15 protein-coding genes are annotated in these 14,611 nt (G+C 67.3%); 5 read left to right on the plus strand and 10 right to left on the minus strand.

The genetic code is table 11. From position 1 onward, the window contains the following. Window positions 1–5 precede the first annotated feature (5 nt). From AC1DGE_RS04845 to ccsB, 3 genes are read left to right on the plus strand one after another with little or no spacing between them, the layout of a single operon-like run. Window positions 6–761, plus strand: a complete 756-nt coding sequence (locus tag AC1DGE_RS04845; RefSeq protein WP_441416839.1) for a cytochrome c biogenesis CcdA family protein — start codon at window positions 6–8, stop codon at window positions 759–761. Then, window positions 761–2,590 carry a cytochrome c biogenesis protein ResB gene (gene resB, locus AC1DGE_RS04850; protein WP_476917013.1) on the plus strand — a complete coding sequence of 610 codons (1,830 nt, stop codon included), beginning with the start codon at window positions 761–763 and terminating at the stop codon, window positions 2,588–2,590. The genes AC1DGE_RS04845 and resB overlap by 1 nt, the downstream gene beginning before the upstream one ends. After that, on the plus strand, window positions 2,590–3,690 hold the full coding sequence (ccsB, locus tag AC1DGE_RS04855; RefSeq protein WP_441416841.1) for a c-type cytochrome biogenesis protein CcsB: 1,101 nt from the start codon (window positions 2,590–2,592) through the stop codon (window positions 3,688–3,690). Before resB ends, ccsB begins: the two co-directional genes overlap by 1 nt. A gap of 240 nt (window positions 3,691–3,930) precedes the next feature. On the opposite strand, the gene AC1DGE_RS04860 is transcribed toward ccsB, so the two are convergent. Continuing rightward, entirely contained in the window at window positions 3,931–4,899 is a 969-nt protein-coding gene (locus AC1DGE_RS04860; RefSeq protein ID WP_441416842.1) for a hypothetical protein, read from the minus strand. A gap of 225 nt (window positions 4,900–5,124) precedes the next feature. Further along, on the minus strand, window positions 5,125–5,550 hold the full coding sequence (locus AC1DGE_RS04865; protein ID WP_441416843.1) for a PLD nuclease N-terminal domain-containing protein: 426 nt from the start codon (window positions 5,548–5,550) through the stop codon (window positions 5,125–5,127). A 183-nt stretch (window positions 5,551–5,733) separates the two neighbouring features. Between AC1DGE_RS04865 and AC1DGE_RS04870 the strand changes: the two genes are divergently transcribed. Continuing rightward, window positions 5,734–6,042 carry a DUF4229 domain-containing protein gene (locus tag AC1DGE_RS04870; protein ID WP_441416844.1) on the plus strand — a complete coding sequence of 103 codons (309 nt, stop codon included), beginning with the start codon at window positions 5,734–5,736 and terminating at the stop codon, window positions 6,040–6,042. A 75-nt stretch (window positions 6,043–6,117) separates the two neighbouring features. Here the strand turns inward: AC1DGE_RS04870 and AC1DGE_RS04875 are convergent, their stop codons facing one another. The 8 genes from AC1DGE_RS04875 to AC1DGE_RS04910 form a co-directional block, all read right to left on the minus strand. Continuing rightward, window positions 6,118–6,999: a 1,4-dihydroxy-2-naphthoate polyprenyltransferase gene (locus AC1DGE_RS04875; RefSeq protein WP_175321447.1), complete on the minus strand. Its 882-nt coding sequence runs from the start codon at window positions 6,997–6,999 to the stop codon at window positions 6,118–6,120. Window positions 7,000–7,057: 58 nt separating this feature from the next. Continuing rightward, entirely contained in the window at window positions 7,058–8,221 is a 1,164-nt protein-coding gene (locus AC1DGE_RS04880; protein WP_441416845.1) for an AMP-binding protein, read from the minus strand. A gap of 10 nt (window positions 8,222–8,231) precedes the next feature. Continuing rightward, a complete protein-coding gene (locus tag AC1DGE_RS04885; protein ID WP_476917014.1) occupies window positions 8,232–9,185 on the minus strand; it encodes a 1,4-dihydroxy-2-naphthoyl-CoA synthase in 954 nt (317 codons plus the stop codon). A gap of 21 nt (window positions 9,186–9,206) precedes the next feature. Continuing rightward, entirely contained in the window at window positions 9,207–9,647 is a 441-nt protein-coding gene (locus AC1DGE_RS04890; protein ID WP_476917015.1) for a VOC family protein, read from the minus strand. A gap of 76 nt (window positions 9,648–9,723) precedes the next feature. After that, on the minus strand, window positions 9,724–10,473 hold the full coding sequence (locus AC1DGE_RS04895) for a CPBP family intramembrane glutamic endopeptidase (protein ID WP_441416847.1): 750 nt from the start codon (window positions 10,471–10,473) through the stop codon (window positions 9,724–9,726). 91 nt (window positions 10,474–10,564) lie between these two features. After that, a complete protein-coding gene (locus tag AC1DGE_RS04900) occupies window positions 10,565–12,289 on the minus strand; it encodes a hypothetical protein (protein WP_476917016.1) in 1,725 nt (574 codons plus the stop codon). Continuing rightward, window positions 12,286–12,543: a hypothetical protein gene (locus AC1DGE_RS04905; RefSeq protein ID WP_441416849.1), complete on the minus strand. Its 258-nt coding sequence runs from the start codon at window positions 12,541–12,543 to the stop codon at window positions 12,286–12,288. The genes AC1DGE_RS04900 and AC1DGE_RS04905 overlap by 4 nt, the downstream gene beginning before the upstream one ends. A gap of 13 nt (window positions 12,544–12,556) precedes the next feature. Then, window positions 12,557–12,703 carry a hypothetical protein gene (locus AC1DGE_RS04910; RefSeq protein ID WP_476892021.1) on the minus strand — a complete coding sequence of 49 codons (147 nt, stop codon included), beginning with the start codon at window positions 12,701–12,703 and terminating at the stop codon, window positions 12,557–12,559. A gap of 403 nt (window positions 12,704–13,106) precedes the next feature. Between AC1DGE_RS04910 and AC1DGE_RS04915 the strand changes: the two genes are divergently transcribed. Further along, window positions 13,107–14,567: an amino acid permease gene (locus tag AC1DGE_RS04915; RefSeq protein WP_441416851.1), complete on the plus strand. Its 1,461-nt coding sequence runs from the start codon at window positions 13,107–13,109 to the stop codon at window positions 14,565–14,567. Window positions 14,568–14,611: the final 44 nt, after the last annotated feature.

Here is a 14,611-nt window from a genome sequence, read left to right on the forward strand (position 1 = left end):
GCGCCGTGAACAGCCCCTTCGCCGAAGCCATCCTGAACGGTTCGCTGCTGCTCGCCATCCCGGTGGCGCTGCTGGCCGGACTCGTATCCTTCCTCTCGCCCTGCGTGCTGCCGTTGGTGCCCGGATACCTCGGGTACGTGACGGGCCTGACCGGCGTCGACCTGCAGAAGCAGAAGCGGGGCCGGATGCTGGCCGGGATCGGATTGTTCGTCCTCGGCTTCTCGGTGATCTTCGTGCTCCTCGGCGGGGCCTTCGGCCAGCTGGGAACGCTGATCACCGGCTCGCAGAACGCCTGGATTACGCAACTGCTCGGCGTGCTGGTGATCGTGATGGGCGTCGTGTTCATGGGCGGCTTCTCCTGGCTGCAGCGCGACGCGAAGATCCACGCCAAGCCGCCAGCCGGGCTTTGGGGTGCGCCGCTGCTGGGCATCACCTTCGGCCTCGGCTGGGCCCCGTGCATCGGCCCGACCTATTCGGCGGTGCAGCTGCTGAGCCTTTCCGGGGGATCGTCCGCGGCGAAGGGCGCCCTGCTGGCCTTCGTGTATAGCCTTGGGCTGGGCATTCCCTTCCTGCTGATCGCCCTGGCCGTCCGCCGCGGCGTCGGGGTGCTCTCCTTCTTCCGCAAACACCGGCTCGCCATCCAGCGCACCGGCGGCGGAATCCTGATTGTGCTGGGCGTGCTGATGGCCAGCGGGGTGTGGGGTGCCTGGGTGTCCGGGCTGCAGTACTGGTTCCAAACCGATGTGAAATTGCCGATCTGATGAGCGAGCGAGTGAACGTAGAGAAGAAATCCCCGTCCCCCGGCACGCCCGATCACGGAACCAGTCCCGTCGAAGCCGCGAAGGCAGGCGCTGTGCTGCCCTCGCTGGGGCCGGTGGGCATGCTCCGCTGGGCGTGGACGCAGCTGACCAGCATGCGCACCGCGCTGTTCCTGCTGCTGCTGCTCGCCGTCGCCGCGGTGCCCGGATCGCTCTTCCCGCAGCGGCCCGCTAACCCTGCGGTGGTCACCCAGTACATCAAGGACCACCCGGACTACGGCAAGATCCTGGACTCCCTGCAGCTCTACGATGTCTACTCCTCGGCGTGGTTCTCCGCGATTTACATCCTGCTGTTCATCTCGCTGATCGGCTGCGTCGTGCCCCGCGCCATCGTGCACTACAAAGCCATGCGCTCCCAGCCCCCGCGCACCCCGGCACGGCTGTCCCGGCTGCCCGAGTACGGCACCCTGGTGGTCCCCGCCGACGCCGGGATCCCGGCGTCGCGCGCCATTGACGACGCCGCCGCCCTGCTGAGGAAGCGCGGCTACCGCGTCGATGTGCGGGACCGCGACAGCGAACGGCCCTCGCTCGGCGCGGAACGCGGCTTCTTCCGGGAGGTCGGCAACCTTGTCTTCCACACCGCCCTGATCGGTGTCCTGGTGTCCGTCGCGGCCGGTGGCTTGTTCGGCTACAGCGGCCAACGGATCCTGGTCGAGGGGGACACCTTCGTGAACACCCTGGTGGGCTACGACCAGTTCACCCCGGGCACCAATTTCCAGAGCAGCCAGCTGGAGCCGTACTCCATCCAGCTGGACAAGTTCCACATCACCTTCGACCGCGAATCGAAGGGCAAGTTCGGCCAGCCCATCGACTTCAAGGCTGACGTCACCACCAAGGAGAACCCGGGCGCGCCTGCCAAGCAGGAGGTGCTGAAGGTCAATGACCCGCTCAGCCTGGGCGGCACCAGCGTCTACCTGACCGGCAACGGCTACGCCCCGGTGGTCACGGTGCGCGACGGCGCCGGCAACATCGCCATGCAGGGACCGGTGGTGGCCAAGCTGCAAGGCGACAACTACTACTCCTCCGTGGTCATCAAGGTCCCCGATGCCAAGCCGGAGCAGCTGGCCTTCGCGGGCTTCTTCCTGCCTACCGCGTTCATCACGAAGGAAGGAGTTTCCTTCAGCGGCGATCCTGAACTGTTCAACCCGCAGCTGACGCTGAACTCGTACTACGGCGACCTCGGACTGAACAGCGGCTCGCCGCAGAACGTGTTCGAGCTCGATGTGAAGAAACTGACGCCGCTAAACGCCCGCAACCTGCCCACCAAGGGCATCGTGCTGACCCCCGGGACCACCCACACCCTGCCCAACGGCAAGGGCACCATCAGCTTCGACGGCGTGAAGCGTTACATCGGCGTGGACATCCACCACAACCCCGGCCAGGGCTACGCCTTGTTCTTCGCCCTGCTCGCCGTCGCCGGCCTGGTCACGTCGCTGTACGTCAACCGCCGCCGCGTCTGGGTCCGCACCGGCACCCACGAGGACGGCCGCACCATGGTGGAGTACGGTCTCCTGGCCCGCGGCGAGGACCACCGCCTGGCCGGGGAAGCCGCCGCCATCCGGGCCCTGCTGTCGGCAGCCTGGCCGCTCGATGATGGGGCCGCGGACGATTCGGGGGAGGATTCCCAGCCTGTTCCCAGCGCGACAGCGGATAATGACCGGGCGGACACCGGCGCACGCGCCGACGCCGGCGCGCAGGCCTCCACGGACCAACCCGCAGCAGACTTCATCCAGTCCACAGTAGGCTGTCCTGAGTCAAAGAAGGATCAGTAATGTTCCCCATCAACGAAACCATGGGCCAGTACAGCGAGCTCTTTATGCTGCTCGCGGCCGGCACCTACACGGTGGCCTTCATCGCCTTCGCCTGGGACCTGGCCAAGAGCAGCAAGACCCTGCGCGCGGTGGACCTGAAGGCGGCAGAGCTGTCCGGAGCCGAGACGGTCCGTGTCCCGGTGGGCGCCGGCGTCGGTGGCTCCTCCGCCGCCGTTGACCGCGCCGCTTCCGACGTCAGCGGCCCTGTCGGACGGGCCGAGCGCCCGACGTCGTCGGTCTCGGGCAGCCGGGCAAGCGGAGCCGGCGTGACCGCCGACGGCGGCATGCGCTACGGCGCCGAACGCCGGGTTCCGGCCCGGGTCGCCGTCGCCCTCGCCGTGCTGGGCGCCGCCATCCACGCGGCCGGCGTCATCACCCGCGCGATCGGCGCGGGCCGGGTGCCGTGGGGCAACATGTACGAGTTCCTGACCACCGGCGCGTTCGTGGCGGTGGCGGTCTTCCTGCTGGTGCTGATCCGCCGCGACCTGCGGTTCCTGGGCACGTTCGTGATCGGCCTGGCCATCATCATGCTGGTCGCGGCCTCGGTCGCGTTCTGGACGCCCGTGGGCCACCTCGTGCCGGCGCTGCAGAGCTACTGGCTGATCATCCACGTCTCCATCGCGGTGATGTCCTCAGCCCTGTTCACCCTGACCTTCGCGATGTCCGCGCTGCAGCTGGTCCAGTCGCACCGGCAGAAGACCATTGCCGCGGGCGGGGCAGACAAGCTGGGCTTCATGCGCCTGGTCCCCAACGCCCTGAGCCTGGAAAACCTGTCCTACCGGATCAACGCGATCGCCTTCGTCGGCTGGACGTTCACGCTGATGTTCGGCGCCATCTGGGCCGAGAAGGCCTGGGGCCGCTTCTGGGGCTGGGACACCAAGGAAGTCTGGACCTTCGTGATCTGGGTGGTCTACGCCGGCTACCTCCACGCCCGCGCCACCCGCGGCTGGACCGGAACCCGCGCGGCCTGGCTCTCGATCGTCGGCTACCTGTGCGTGGTCTTCAACTTCACCATCGTGAACCAGTTCTTCAACGGACTGCACTCCTACTCGGGGCTGTAAGGCACCGGGAGTTCGCTTCGCCAGGGTTGGGCGCTTAGATTCCTCGTCCATTCGCCACAGATGGCCGCTAAGCCACCCTGCTTAGCGGCCATCTGTGTCAGATCGGCCAAACGGCGCCGCACCAACCAGGCCCGCACCCCGAACCGCCGCGATTCGCCACAGTGGCCGCTAACCCTCGGGCCTGAATCGTCGATTCGCCACAAATGGCCGCTAAGCCACCCCGCTTAGCGGCCATTCCTGTCAGATGGACGCCGTGGTGCGTGCGGAACGTCGCCTCCGGGCCGGGCCACGATCGGGCATCCAGCCCCGCTCCACGAGCGCCGCCCGTACCCTGGTGACCGCTGTTGGCTCCATGCCCGGGCCCAACGGGGTCAAGTCCCACTGGGTCAGCACGACTACCCGCCACCCGGCATCCCGCGCGTTTTCGTCCCGGAAAATATCGCTGCGCCGTTGCGCCGGAGTGGCGTGATGCCCGCCGTCGTATTGGATTGCGACCCGTTCCACTTCATAGGACAAATCAGGGTCCTGGATCCAGCGGCCGGTTTCGTCGAACATGGGCACGTTGACTGCGGGTTCGGGGAGGCCATGGCGGAGAAGAAGCAACCGGAGTTCGGTCTCCTTGGGGGAGTCCGTGCCTGAGCGCATCAGGATCCGAGCCCGCGCGGCCTTCTGGTAGCCCGGCTTTCCTTTTCGTCCTTGAAGGTAGGCGTCTAGCTCGTCGAGGGTGGACAAAGGGTTCCTTCGGCGGAGCAGGAAGTCTCCGGCAATCACAAGATCGTCGAGGCTAAGCATGCTGGCCAGGTCGAACCACGTCCGCAGCGGTGACGTGCAGTGGACCCTGGAGCCCGCCACGATCTCCTCGGGTTCAAACGACTGTTGATGGCCCACGACGTTCTTTCGACGCACAGCCCGATTGCCCGGCCGGCTGGTGAGATGAACGACGTCGACGTTTGCCACGGACGCCGGCAGGGGAAAGCCCCACAGCAGGGCAGCGGTTGCATGGCTCACCACCGCGCACGTCACAGCAACCAGGGCATGCATACGGTCAAGGAGGGTGCTCGGCGTCGTGGCGGCGGTGCGCACTCCGTGACAGGGGCTGACAAGATCCCGGCACCGGGTTCGACGCCGGCTCAATCCCGCCGCGCGGGCGTCCGCGAGCGTGAATGGTTTGTCGTGAAGCTGTGGGGGAAGCTCGCTGGGCTGGCGCATAAGAGCATTCTGCGCCCGCCTGGAGCGGGATTTGACGTTGTCCACAGCCCGGGCAGGGTGTGGGGGAAGAGCGGGCCAGTGGAGGCTGGTTTGCAGGTCCGGGTGCGCGGCGTCGATTTGCCGGCTATGGCCGCTACGAGGGTCCGGATTCAGGCCATTTCTGGCAAATGGGAAGGGGAACGCGCCGGCTGAGAGGGAGCGTCTACGCGCCAGGGGGCAGAGCGGCTACTTGACCTCGTCGGTGCCCTGCGTGGGGTCGCCGCTGCCGTGGGCTTCGCCGGATTCCGTGCCGCGGGCGTCTCCGGTGCCGCTGCCCAGCTCGCGCTCCTTGGCGTCCAGCTCGTCCTTCAGCTTCTTGAGCCGGTCAGCCTCCGCCTGGTTGCGGCGGCGCAGCTCCAGGTTGCGGAGGAAGTCGGGATCGTCGTCCGGGGCGGTGGGGTGGCGGTACGTGGCCGGAGCCGCCGCGGCCTCGCCGCGGGGCCGGCCGATGAGGAACCAGAGGATTGCGCCGACCACCGGGAGAACGATCTGCACCACGATCCAGGCCGGCTTGGAAATGCCCTTGGTCAGGCGTGCGTCAGTCCTGATGAGGTCGATCAGTCCGTAGACAAAGACGACCAGTACAACGATTGGTACCACGACACGGAGCATAGCTTCAGTTTAGCCTCCGCGCGAGCTTCCGGCGCCCGGCACCCGCACGGCAGCCGCCCGGAACCCCGCCGCCCGCCGCCCGCTACCCCGCGGCCCGGCGCCGGGCAGCCGCGCTGGTGCCCGCACTCAGCAGCAGACGGACCGCCGGGTCCCCGCCCCGGCCGGGACGGCTAAACTGGGAGCGTGGCTTTCCTGAAATACTCCCTGATCCGTCTGGCACTGTTTGTGCCGTTGTTCGCCCTGTTTGTCTATTTGCAGCTTGGCTGGCTGCTGGCCGCGCTCTGCGCCGGGATGATGGCCTTCGCCATCAGCTTCCTGTTCTTCCAGAAGCAGCGCGACGCGGCCACCGCCTCGATCCACCAGCGTTTCTCCGGCAAAGCCAAGCCGCTGCGCAGTGCCGGGGAGATCGACGACGCCCACGCCGAAGACCGCCTGGTGGACGAACACCCGGACGTCACCGTGCGCACCGACAGCCGGCCCAAGGACTCCTAGAGCCCGTCAGCACCCCCTGGAACCAGCCGGAACCCGCTGGAACCAGCGGAACCAGCCGGACCCCCGGAACCCGCCTTAGAAGCCGCGGCTCAGCACCAGGCCGAGCGAGAACAGCACGGCGTAGCCAAGGTTGATCAGCCCGGTCTGCTTCAGCACCGGGATCAGGCTCTTGCGGCGCCGGCCCGCGATCATCAGCCAGGACGGCATCAGGATGGCCGGGATGAGCAGCAGCACAATCAGCATCCAAGGCCGACCGGGCGCAAGCACAATCACCAGCAGGATCGCCACGGCGAGCATCAGCACGTAGCTTTCCCGGGCGTGCTTGTCGCCCAGCCGGACAGCCAGCGTCTTCTTCCCGGCCACGCGGTCGGTGGGAATGTCCCGGACGTTGTTGGCCATGAGCAGGGCGCAGGCGATGAGTCCCGTGCCGATCGCACCGATGATGGCCGCGAGGCTGAGCTGGCCGGCCTGCGTGTAGGTGGTGCCAAGCGTGGCCACCAGCCCGAAGAACACAAACACGAACAGGTCGCCCAGGCCCAGGTAGCCGTAGGGGTTCTTGCCGCCGGTGTAGCCCCACGCGGCAAGTACGCAGCCCACACCCACGAGGATCAGCCACCAGGCCTGCGTGATAATGACCAGGATCAGTCCGAACAGCATCGCCAGGCCGAACGCCGCGAACGCTGCCCGCTTGACGTGCTCCGGCTTCGCCACCCCGGAACCCACCAGCCGGAGCGGGCCCACCCGGTCCTCATCGGTGCCGCGGATGCCGTCGGAGTAGTCGTTGGCGAAGTTCACGCCGACCTGGAGCAGCAGGGCCACCATGGCGGCCAGCAGGGCGTTGACGGGCCGGAACGCGTTCATCTCATAGGCGGCTGCAGTCCCGATCAGGACCGGCGCGATTGCGGCCGGCAGGGTGCGCAGACGGGCGCCTTGGATCCATTGTGCCGCTGTGGCCACGTTCAGTACCTCGTTGGTTTGGGTGTTGATCTAGTGGAAAGGGTTGCTTGAAGCTTTTCTATTTTCCCTGATGACGGGTGTCCAGCCGAACGGTCATGCCCATTCGGTCCGGTTTTCCGTTCGGAAGCATCAGCAGTTCCGCGGCGGTGAGCACTGTTTTAGGAACCAAGGCCCCCGCCAACGCCCCCGCGCCGCCGGCGGTGAAACGCGCCGTGAAGGCCTCGGCTGCCTCCGGCGAATCGTCCGCCAGCACCACATAGGCCGCCAGCGCCTGGCCCCACTCGGCGGACGGGACACCCGCCACGAACGCCGCCCGCACGCCGTCGAGCTTCTCCAGTTCCGCCTGCACATGCGCGGCGGACACCTTGACGCCGCCGGTGATGACGACGTCGTCGGCCCGGCCCAGCACGGTCAGCGTGCCGTCCGCGGACAGCGCGCCGAGGTCGTTGGTGCGGTACCAGCGGATCCCGTCGTCCTCGACAAATGCCGAGGCCGTGAGCTCCGGCTCGTCGAGATAGCCGGCCGCAATGGTGGCGCCGCCGAGCAGGATCCGGCCGTCCGCGGCGAGTTTCAGCTCGACGCCGTCCAGCGGCACGCCGTCGTACACGCAGCCGCCGCAGGTCTCGGCGGAACCGTAGGTGGTCACCACCCGGACGCCGGCCTCACGGGCCGCGGCGAGCAACTCCGCCGAGGCGGGGGCGCCGCCCAGCAGAACCGCGTTGAAGCGCCGGAGCACGGCCAGCGTCTGTGCCGAGGGCCGCTCCAGGAGCCGCTGCAGCTGCGTGGGAACCAGGGAGGTGAAACGGATCTTGTCCGTGAGCTCAAGGGCTGCGGTGGTGAAGGCCTCCGGGGTGAACCCGCCGGAGAGGTCCATCGCCCAGGGCCGGGTGCCGGCGAAGAGCGACCGGACCAGGACCTGGACGCCGGCCACGAACTGCACCGGGAGCGCCAGCAGCCACTGGCCTTCGCCCTTAAGCGCCATCGCAGTTGCCATGGAGGAAGCCGCCAGGGCATCCACCGTCAGCACCGTGGCCTTGGGCACGCCGGTGGAGCCGGAGGTCCGCACCACGACGGCGGCGTCCTGGAAGCCGGGGGTTTCCACCAGCCCGACGACGGGGGAGCCGTCCGGGCCGGCGGACAGCTCGACGGCGGGACCCTCCCCGCGGAGGGCAGCCGCGAGGGCAGCGAGGGCGGGTTCGATGTTCACCGCTCCGGAAGTCATCGCGGCAGCCTTAGAAGTAGTACGGGAACTTGGACCAGTCCGGATCACGCTTCTCCAGGAAGGCCTCCTTGCCCTCCACCGCCTCGTCCGTCATGTAAGCCAGTCGCGTCGCTTCGCCGGCGAACACCTGCTGGCCGGCCAAGCCGTCGTCGGCGAGGTTGAAGGCAAACTTGAGCATCCGGATGGCCTGCGGGGACTGCCGGGCGATGTCCGCGGCGTAGTCCAGCGCCACCTCCTCGAGCCGCTCGTGGTCCACGGCCTCGTTCACGGCACCCATCCGGACCATGTCCTCGGCGGAATATTCGCGGGCCAGGAAGAAGATCTCGCGGGCGGACTTTTGGCCGATCTGGCGGGCCAGTAGGGCCGAGCCGTAGCCGGCGTCGAAGCTGCCTACCGTCGCGTCGGTCTGCTTGAACTTGCCGTGCTGCCGGGAGGCGATGGTGAGGTCGGAGACGACATGCAGCGAGTGGCCGCCACCGGCCGCCCAGCCGTTCACGACGGCGATGACCACCTTGGGCATGGTCCGCATGAGCCGCTGGACCTCAAGGATGTGCAGCCGGCCGGCGCGGGCGGGGTCGATGGTCTCGGTGGTTTCGCCCTCTGCATACCGATACCCGTCGCGGCCGCGGATCCGCTGGTCGCCGCCGGAGCAGAAGGAGTGGCCGCCGTCCTTGGCGGAGGGGCCGTTGCCGGTGAGCAGGACCGTGGCGACATCGGGGGTCATCCGGGCGTGGTCCATGGCCCGGTAGAGCTCGTCCACGGTGCCGGGCCGGAACGCGTTGCGCACCTCCGGGCGGTTGAAGGCGATCCGGACGGTGGGAAGGTCCCGGACCACGGTGCCGTCCGCGGAGCGCTCCACCTGCCGGTGGTAGGTCATGTCCTGGAAATCGTCGAAGCCGGTCACGGTGCGCCAGCGGGTGGGGTCAAAGACGTCGGATACCTTGGCGGGGATTTCGTTGCTCACAGTCCGAGTCTAGTAATCGGCTCAGCTGATACAGAACTCGTTGCCTTCCGGGTCCGCCATGGTGTGCCAGGAATGCGGGCCCTCGTTGGCGGTCCACAGGTACGTCGCGCCGCGGGCCTCGAGCGCGGCCCGGACCTCGTCCTTGTCAGCGCCGGCCAGGTTCACATCCCAGTGGACGCGGTTCTTGACGGTCTTCGCCTCCGGCGCGGTCTGGAAAAGAATCCGGCGTGAGGCGGGCTTGACGCCCAGGTCCTCGGGCGGCCGGATGGCGGCGCCGTCCCGCCAGACAAGCATTCCGTGGTGCCGCTTGGTCTCCGCGTCCGTCGCGAAACCCTGCTTGATCATGGAACGGATGAAGTCCTCGTCCTGCGGCTCCACGGCCCAGTCCAGGGTTTCGGCCCACCAGTCCGCAAGGGCGTGCGGGTCGACGCAGTCGACAGCGATTTGGATGTTCAGTGCCATGGGAAAAACCTACGACGACGGCGCCCGCGGCGCTAGGGTGCCGCCGGGGCAACTTTCGCTGTTGTTTTTCCGGGCGCTACTGCAGCTGCTCGAGGATTTCCGGCGGGATGGCGTAGATGAAGATGACGGCCAGCAGGTTCTTCGAGGCATGGACGAAGTAGGAGAACATCACATTCTTGCCCGTCCAGACGTAGACGAACACCAGGGTGGCGCCCATGGCGAGATAGGGCATCAGCACGGGCAGCGTCAGCGCCTCCTGGCCCACGACGTGCATGGCCGCGAACAGCACGACGGAGAGCGCGCAGCAGAGCCAGATGTTCAGCTTCCGGCTCAACTTGCCGATCAGCAGGTGCCGGAACATGTACTCCTCCACGAAGGGGCCCACAATCACCAGCAGCGGCACCATTAGCCAGGCCGGGACCTGCTGCATGAGTGCCTGCAGGCCGGCTTGGTTGGCGGAGGTTTGCGGGGTCCCTGCCACGGCCACCAGGATGGCGGTCAGGATCATCGCGGCCACCACGGCCAGCGGCACCGTCAGGAGGGTGAACCAGGGTCTCGTGGCCAGGACGCGGAGATCCCGGCGCGCGACTTGGCGTGCCGCGAACAGGGCGAGCAGGCCGATGACCGCATAGACCAGAAGGTTCACCGCGTAGGACGCCACCGCCGGATTGGGCGAGAGCTGCAGCACGAGCGGCGCCAGCAGGCCTGAGGCGGTGGCGAAGACCGCCCCCACTGCCACGTAAATCCCCGCCGTGATGAGGTCCAGCCGGGAGAATGCGTACAGTTCCGGACGCGGCGCAGGTGGTTGACGGAGAGCGGGACCCATGCCACCAGCCTAGCCCCGCCGCCGAGCGGACACGGCTAACGCCCGGGCCGAGGGCGCCGGGCGTTAGCCGTGTAGCTGCAGAGCCGGGAATCTATCGGAACAGCGCCCCGTAGGTCCCCATGATGATCCGGTCGCCCGGGGTGGACTTGCGGATGTAGTCCACCACCGCCCAGTCATCCAGGGAGATGCAGCCGGCCGTCGGGATCTTGTTCATGTGCAGGAAGATGGCGAAGCCCGCATCCTGGACAATGTTCGGCCGGTTGTAGTTGATGACCACGCCCTGGCGGTAGTAGCCCAGGCTGGCGAACCACCACATGTTCTCGTCCCAGCCAACCCAGGAGGAGGACTCGTGGTACTTGTTGTAGGTGGCCGTCCAGGGGTTGCCGCCCCAGCGTGAGCGCGGGTTGAGCGTGCGGTACGCAAGCTTCGTGCCGGGGTTGCCCAGGCCAAAGGCCTCGGTCACGGAGAACGATCCGGTGGGGGAGAACAGGTTCCGGGTGGGGCCGGACGGAACTCCCGGCGGCTTGAACCCGGACTTACCGACGTACCCGTCAGTCCGCCAGTCCGGCACGTACGTCCCGGCGATCTTCATGCAGTACAGGTTGGTCGCATGGTTCAGTCCGTAGCCCTGGGTCCACGTGAGGAGGACCCGGTTCGCGCCGTAGGTGGGGTACTTGGACTTGCCGTTGTTGAGGTTCTGGCACTCCGACATCCCGAAGACCCGGTATCCCGGCTTCACCGTCCAGCCGATGAACCCCCGCTGGAAGGCCTGGATGCACTGCCCCGGAACGCACTTTTCGTTGGCGAGCGGGTAGCCCAGGCTGCTCCGGGTGGCCCCCACCCGGACGTACCGGGCTCCGAGGCCGCCGCGGGAGATCCAGGACCCGGTTGCCGAGGACCAGTAGACGGTTCCGCCCTGGAACCGCTGCAGGCATCCGCCGGCAGCCTGGCCACAGGTCCTGGGGCCGGTGGGATAGCCCATGACGCCGGCTTGCGCGCCGGCCGCCTTCCACCTGGTGTAGATGGTCCCCTTGAGGACCTGCGCGGGGGTCCTCGGGGACCAGAACACCGCTCCATGGGCGAAGAACTGAGAACAGCCCCGCGCCGTCAGCCCGCAGACCTCGGCGGTGGTCGGCAGCCCGAGCCCGGCGGCCTCACCTTGGGCCCGCCACAGGGCGCCGATGGCGCCGCGTGACCAGATCTGCTGGATTCCCTTGGTGGTCCAGGTGAGGAACCGCCCACTGGAAAACTTCTGGATGGTTCCGCCCGTGACCGCGGTTTCGTCCGTGACCGGATAGCCGTAGAGCGCCAAGCCTCCCTGCGCGTGCCAGCGGGGGCCCGTGTGGCCGGCCGTCCGCAGCACCGGGTGCGCGCCGGTTGCAGCGGTCCAGAAGACGGATCCGCCTTCGAACGCCTGGCTGCAGACGTCGAGAGAGCAGGCCTGGTTGGCGGTCGGTGCGCCGAGGGCACCGGCTGCGCCCTTCAGCGCAGTCCATTTCGCCTGGATGGCGCCCAGGACAACGACGGACGGCGACGTCGGCTCCTCCGTCGGAGTCGGCGTCGGCGTCGGCGTTGGCTCCGCAACAGTGGAGGTCGGCTCCACGGTGGGCTCCGCCGTCGCTGTCGGGGACGTGCTAAGTTCCGGGGCCGGAATGGCGGGGGCCGACGCCGACTCGGTCGGCGCGGCCGTGTCGGKTGCCGTGGGGCTCGCTGTGTCCTGCGGCAGCGATGCGGTCTCGGCGAAGGCCGGTCCGACCGCCAGCGGTCCGGCCGCGAGCCCGAGCACCACCGCTGAGATGACAAGTAGTTTTTTCATGGCGCATCCTCTACGGAGACGACCGGTGTGCAGGTCCCGGCGCTGTCCTTGGTCTTGGCAAAGTTCGGTGCTGCAATCTCGGCCGACTTGCCGGCAGCGACGGTTTTGGTGATGATCGTGTGCCCTGCCACGGCAGGGCCGGCGGTGACCGCGATTGCCACGGTGAACACTTTGTTCTTGTCGCTGCTGTTGACCAGGGTCCCCGTGAAGGACCACGACCCGTCGGCCGTCGCGCGGCAGATGGGCTCGCGCAAGGCCTCGGGTGCGTTAAGCGAAGTGGAAACATCGGCCGGTTCGGACGCGCTCGGCGCCGGAGATCCTGATGATGATGATGATGATGATGATGGTGCCGGCGTTGCTGCGGTGCTGCTGCCGGTGCTGGGTGTGGCCGGACCGGAACCGCCGCTCGAACACCCTGCCAGTACGAGAAGCAGCACTGCGGGCAGTAGCGCTCTCTGTTTCATAGTCCCCCCTGACTCACGGCACTGCTGCCATGGCCTGCAGTGACGTTGCAGGCGAACCAGCGGGAACGTCCCCGCCGGTTCGCTCAGAGTAATGGAAACCTCGGCCTGACCAGCGCTTTTGCGCCAAAACGTTGTTTTAATTTCGTATTTTCGGCGGTTCCGGGTGTAGCCCGCGTCACGGTGCGGCGCCGAAAGCTAGTACTATGGACGTGCCGCGCGACGCTGCGACCCGTTGTGAGTTTCGGTCTAAAACCCTGCCCGTTTCCTGGGCTCAGGGCACAGGCCGGGTCCGTACTTCTGCTCCCGGAGCCGCCTTCCCGTCCCGGCAATACCCCGACCTACAAGGAACTGTTGTGCCACAAAGTACTTCCACAGACGTTAAGAGCGCGCCGGCGCAATCCGCCGTCGTCGACTCGACCCTCAGCGCCGAGGGCTACAAGAAGTCCCTGAACGGCCGCCAGGTCACCATGATCGCCATGGGCGGCGCAATCGGCGTCGGCCTCTTCATGGGCGCCGGCGGCCGCCTGGCTTCGACCGGCCCCGCGCTGATCTTCTCCTACGCCATTGCGGGCGTCATCGCCTACCTGCTGATGCGCGCCCTTGGCGAGCTCATCATGTACCGCCAGACCTCCGGCTCCTTCGTTAGCTACGCCGGTGAGATGTTCGGCAAGAAGGGTGCCTACCTGTCCGGCTGGATGTACTTCATCAACTGGGCCATGACCGGCATCGCCGAGCTGATCGCGATCGGGCTGTACTTCCAGTTCTTCTTCCCCAACGTGCCGGTGGAGCTGACCGCCATCGCGGCGCTGCTGCTCCTCGTCGGAGTGAATCTGCTGAGCGTCAAGGCGTTTGGCGAGTTCGAGTTCTGGGCCTCCGTCCTCAAGGTCGCGGCCATCCTGATCTTCCTGGCCGTCGGCACCTTCATGGTGGTCACCAACGCCAAGGTCGGCGACGGCCACGCCTCGGTGAACAACCTCTTCGCGGCGGACGGCGGCATGTTCCCCAAGGGCGCCCTCGTGATGATCCTCGTGCTGAACGCCGTGATCTTCGCCTACAACGCCATCGAGCTCGTCGGCATCACCGCCGGCGAGATGGAGGACCCGGCCAAGGAGGTCCCGAAGGCGATCCGCGCCGTCGTGATCCGGATCGTCGTGTTCTACGTCGGGTCGGTGACCCTCCTGGCGATGCTGCTGCCCTCGGACCAGTACAAGGCCGGCACCTCGCCGTTCGTCACCGTCTTCGGCCAGATGGGCCTGCCGTGGATGGGCGACGTTATGAACATGATCGTGATCACCGCCGCACTGTCGTCCTGCAACTCGGGCCTGTACTCGATTGGCCGGATATTCCGCACCATGGCCAACAACGGGCATGCCCCGCAGTGGCTGACCCGGATGTCCAAGAGCCACGTCCCCTACGCCGCGATCCTGGCGATCGGCTCGGTCTACCTGGTCGGCATCCTGCTCAACATCTGGCTCGGCGGCTCGCACGCCTTCGACCTCGCACTCAACACCGCCTCGATCGGCGTGATCTTCACGTGGGGCTCGATTTTCGCCAGCCAGATCGCGCTGCGCAAGACCAAGGGCAACGTGTCCTCCCTGCCCATGCCGGGCTCACCGTGGACAAGCTGGGCCGGACTGGTGGCCTTGCTGGCCATCACCGTGCTGATCGGCTTCGACACGATGACCAGCAAGACCGGGGAGGTCTTCCCGCTGGGCCTGTGGACCCTGGCGACCATCCCGTTCTTCGCGGTGGTCCTCTGGCTCGGCTGGCAGAAGGTCAAGAACAACGAACCGAAGAGCCAGCTCTTCAGCTAGGGCTCCGGTCCTGAATGACCAACGACGGCGGCGGCCACCCGAAC

This window comes from Arthrobacter sp. 05N425 (genome assembly GCF_056397125.1).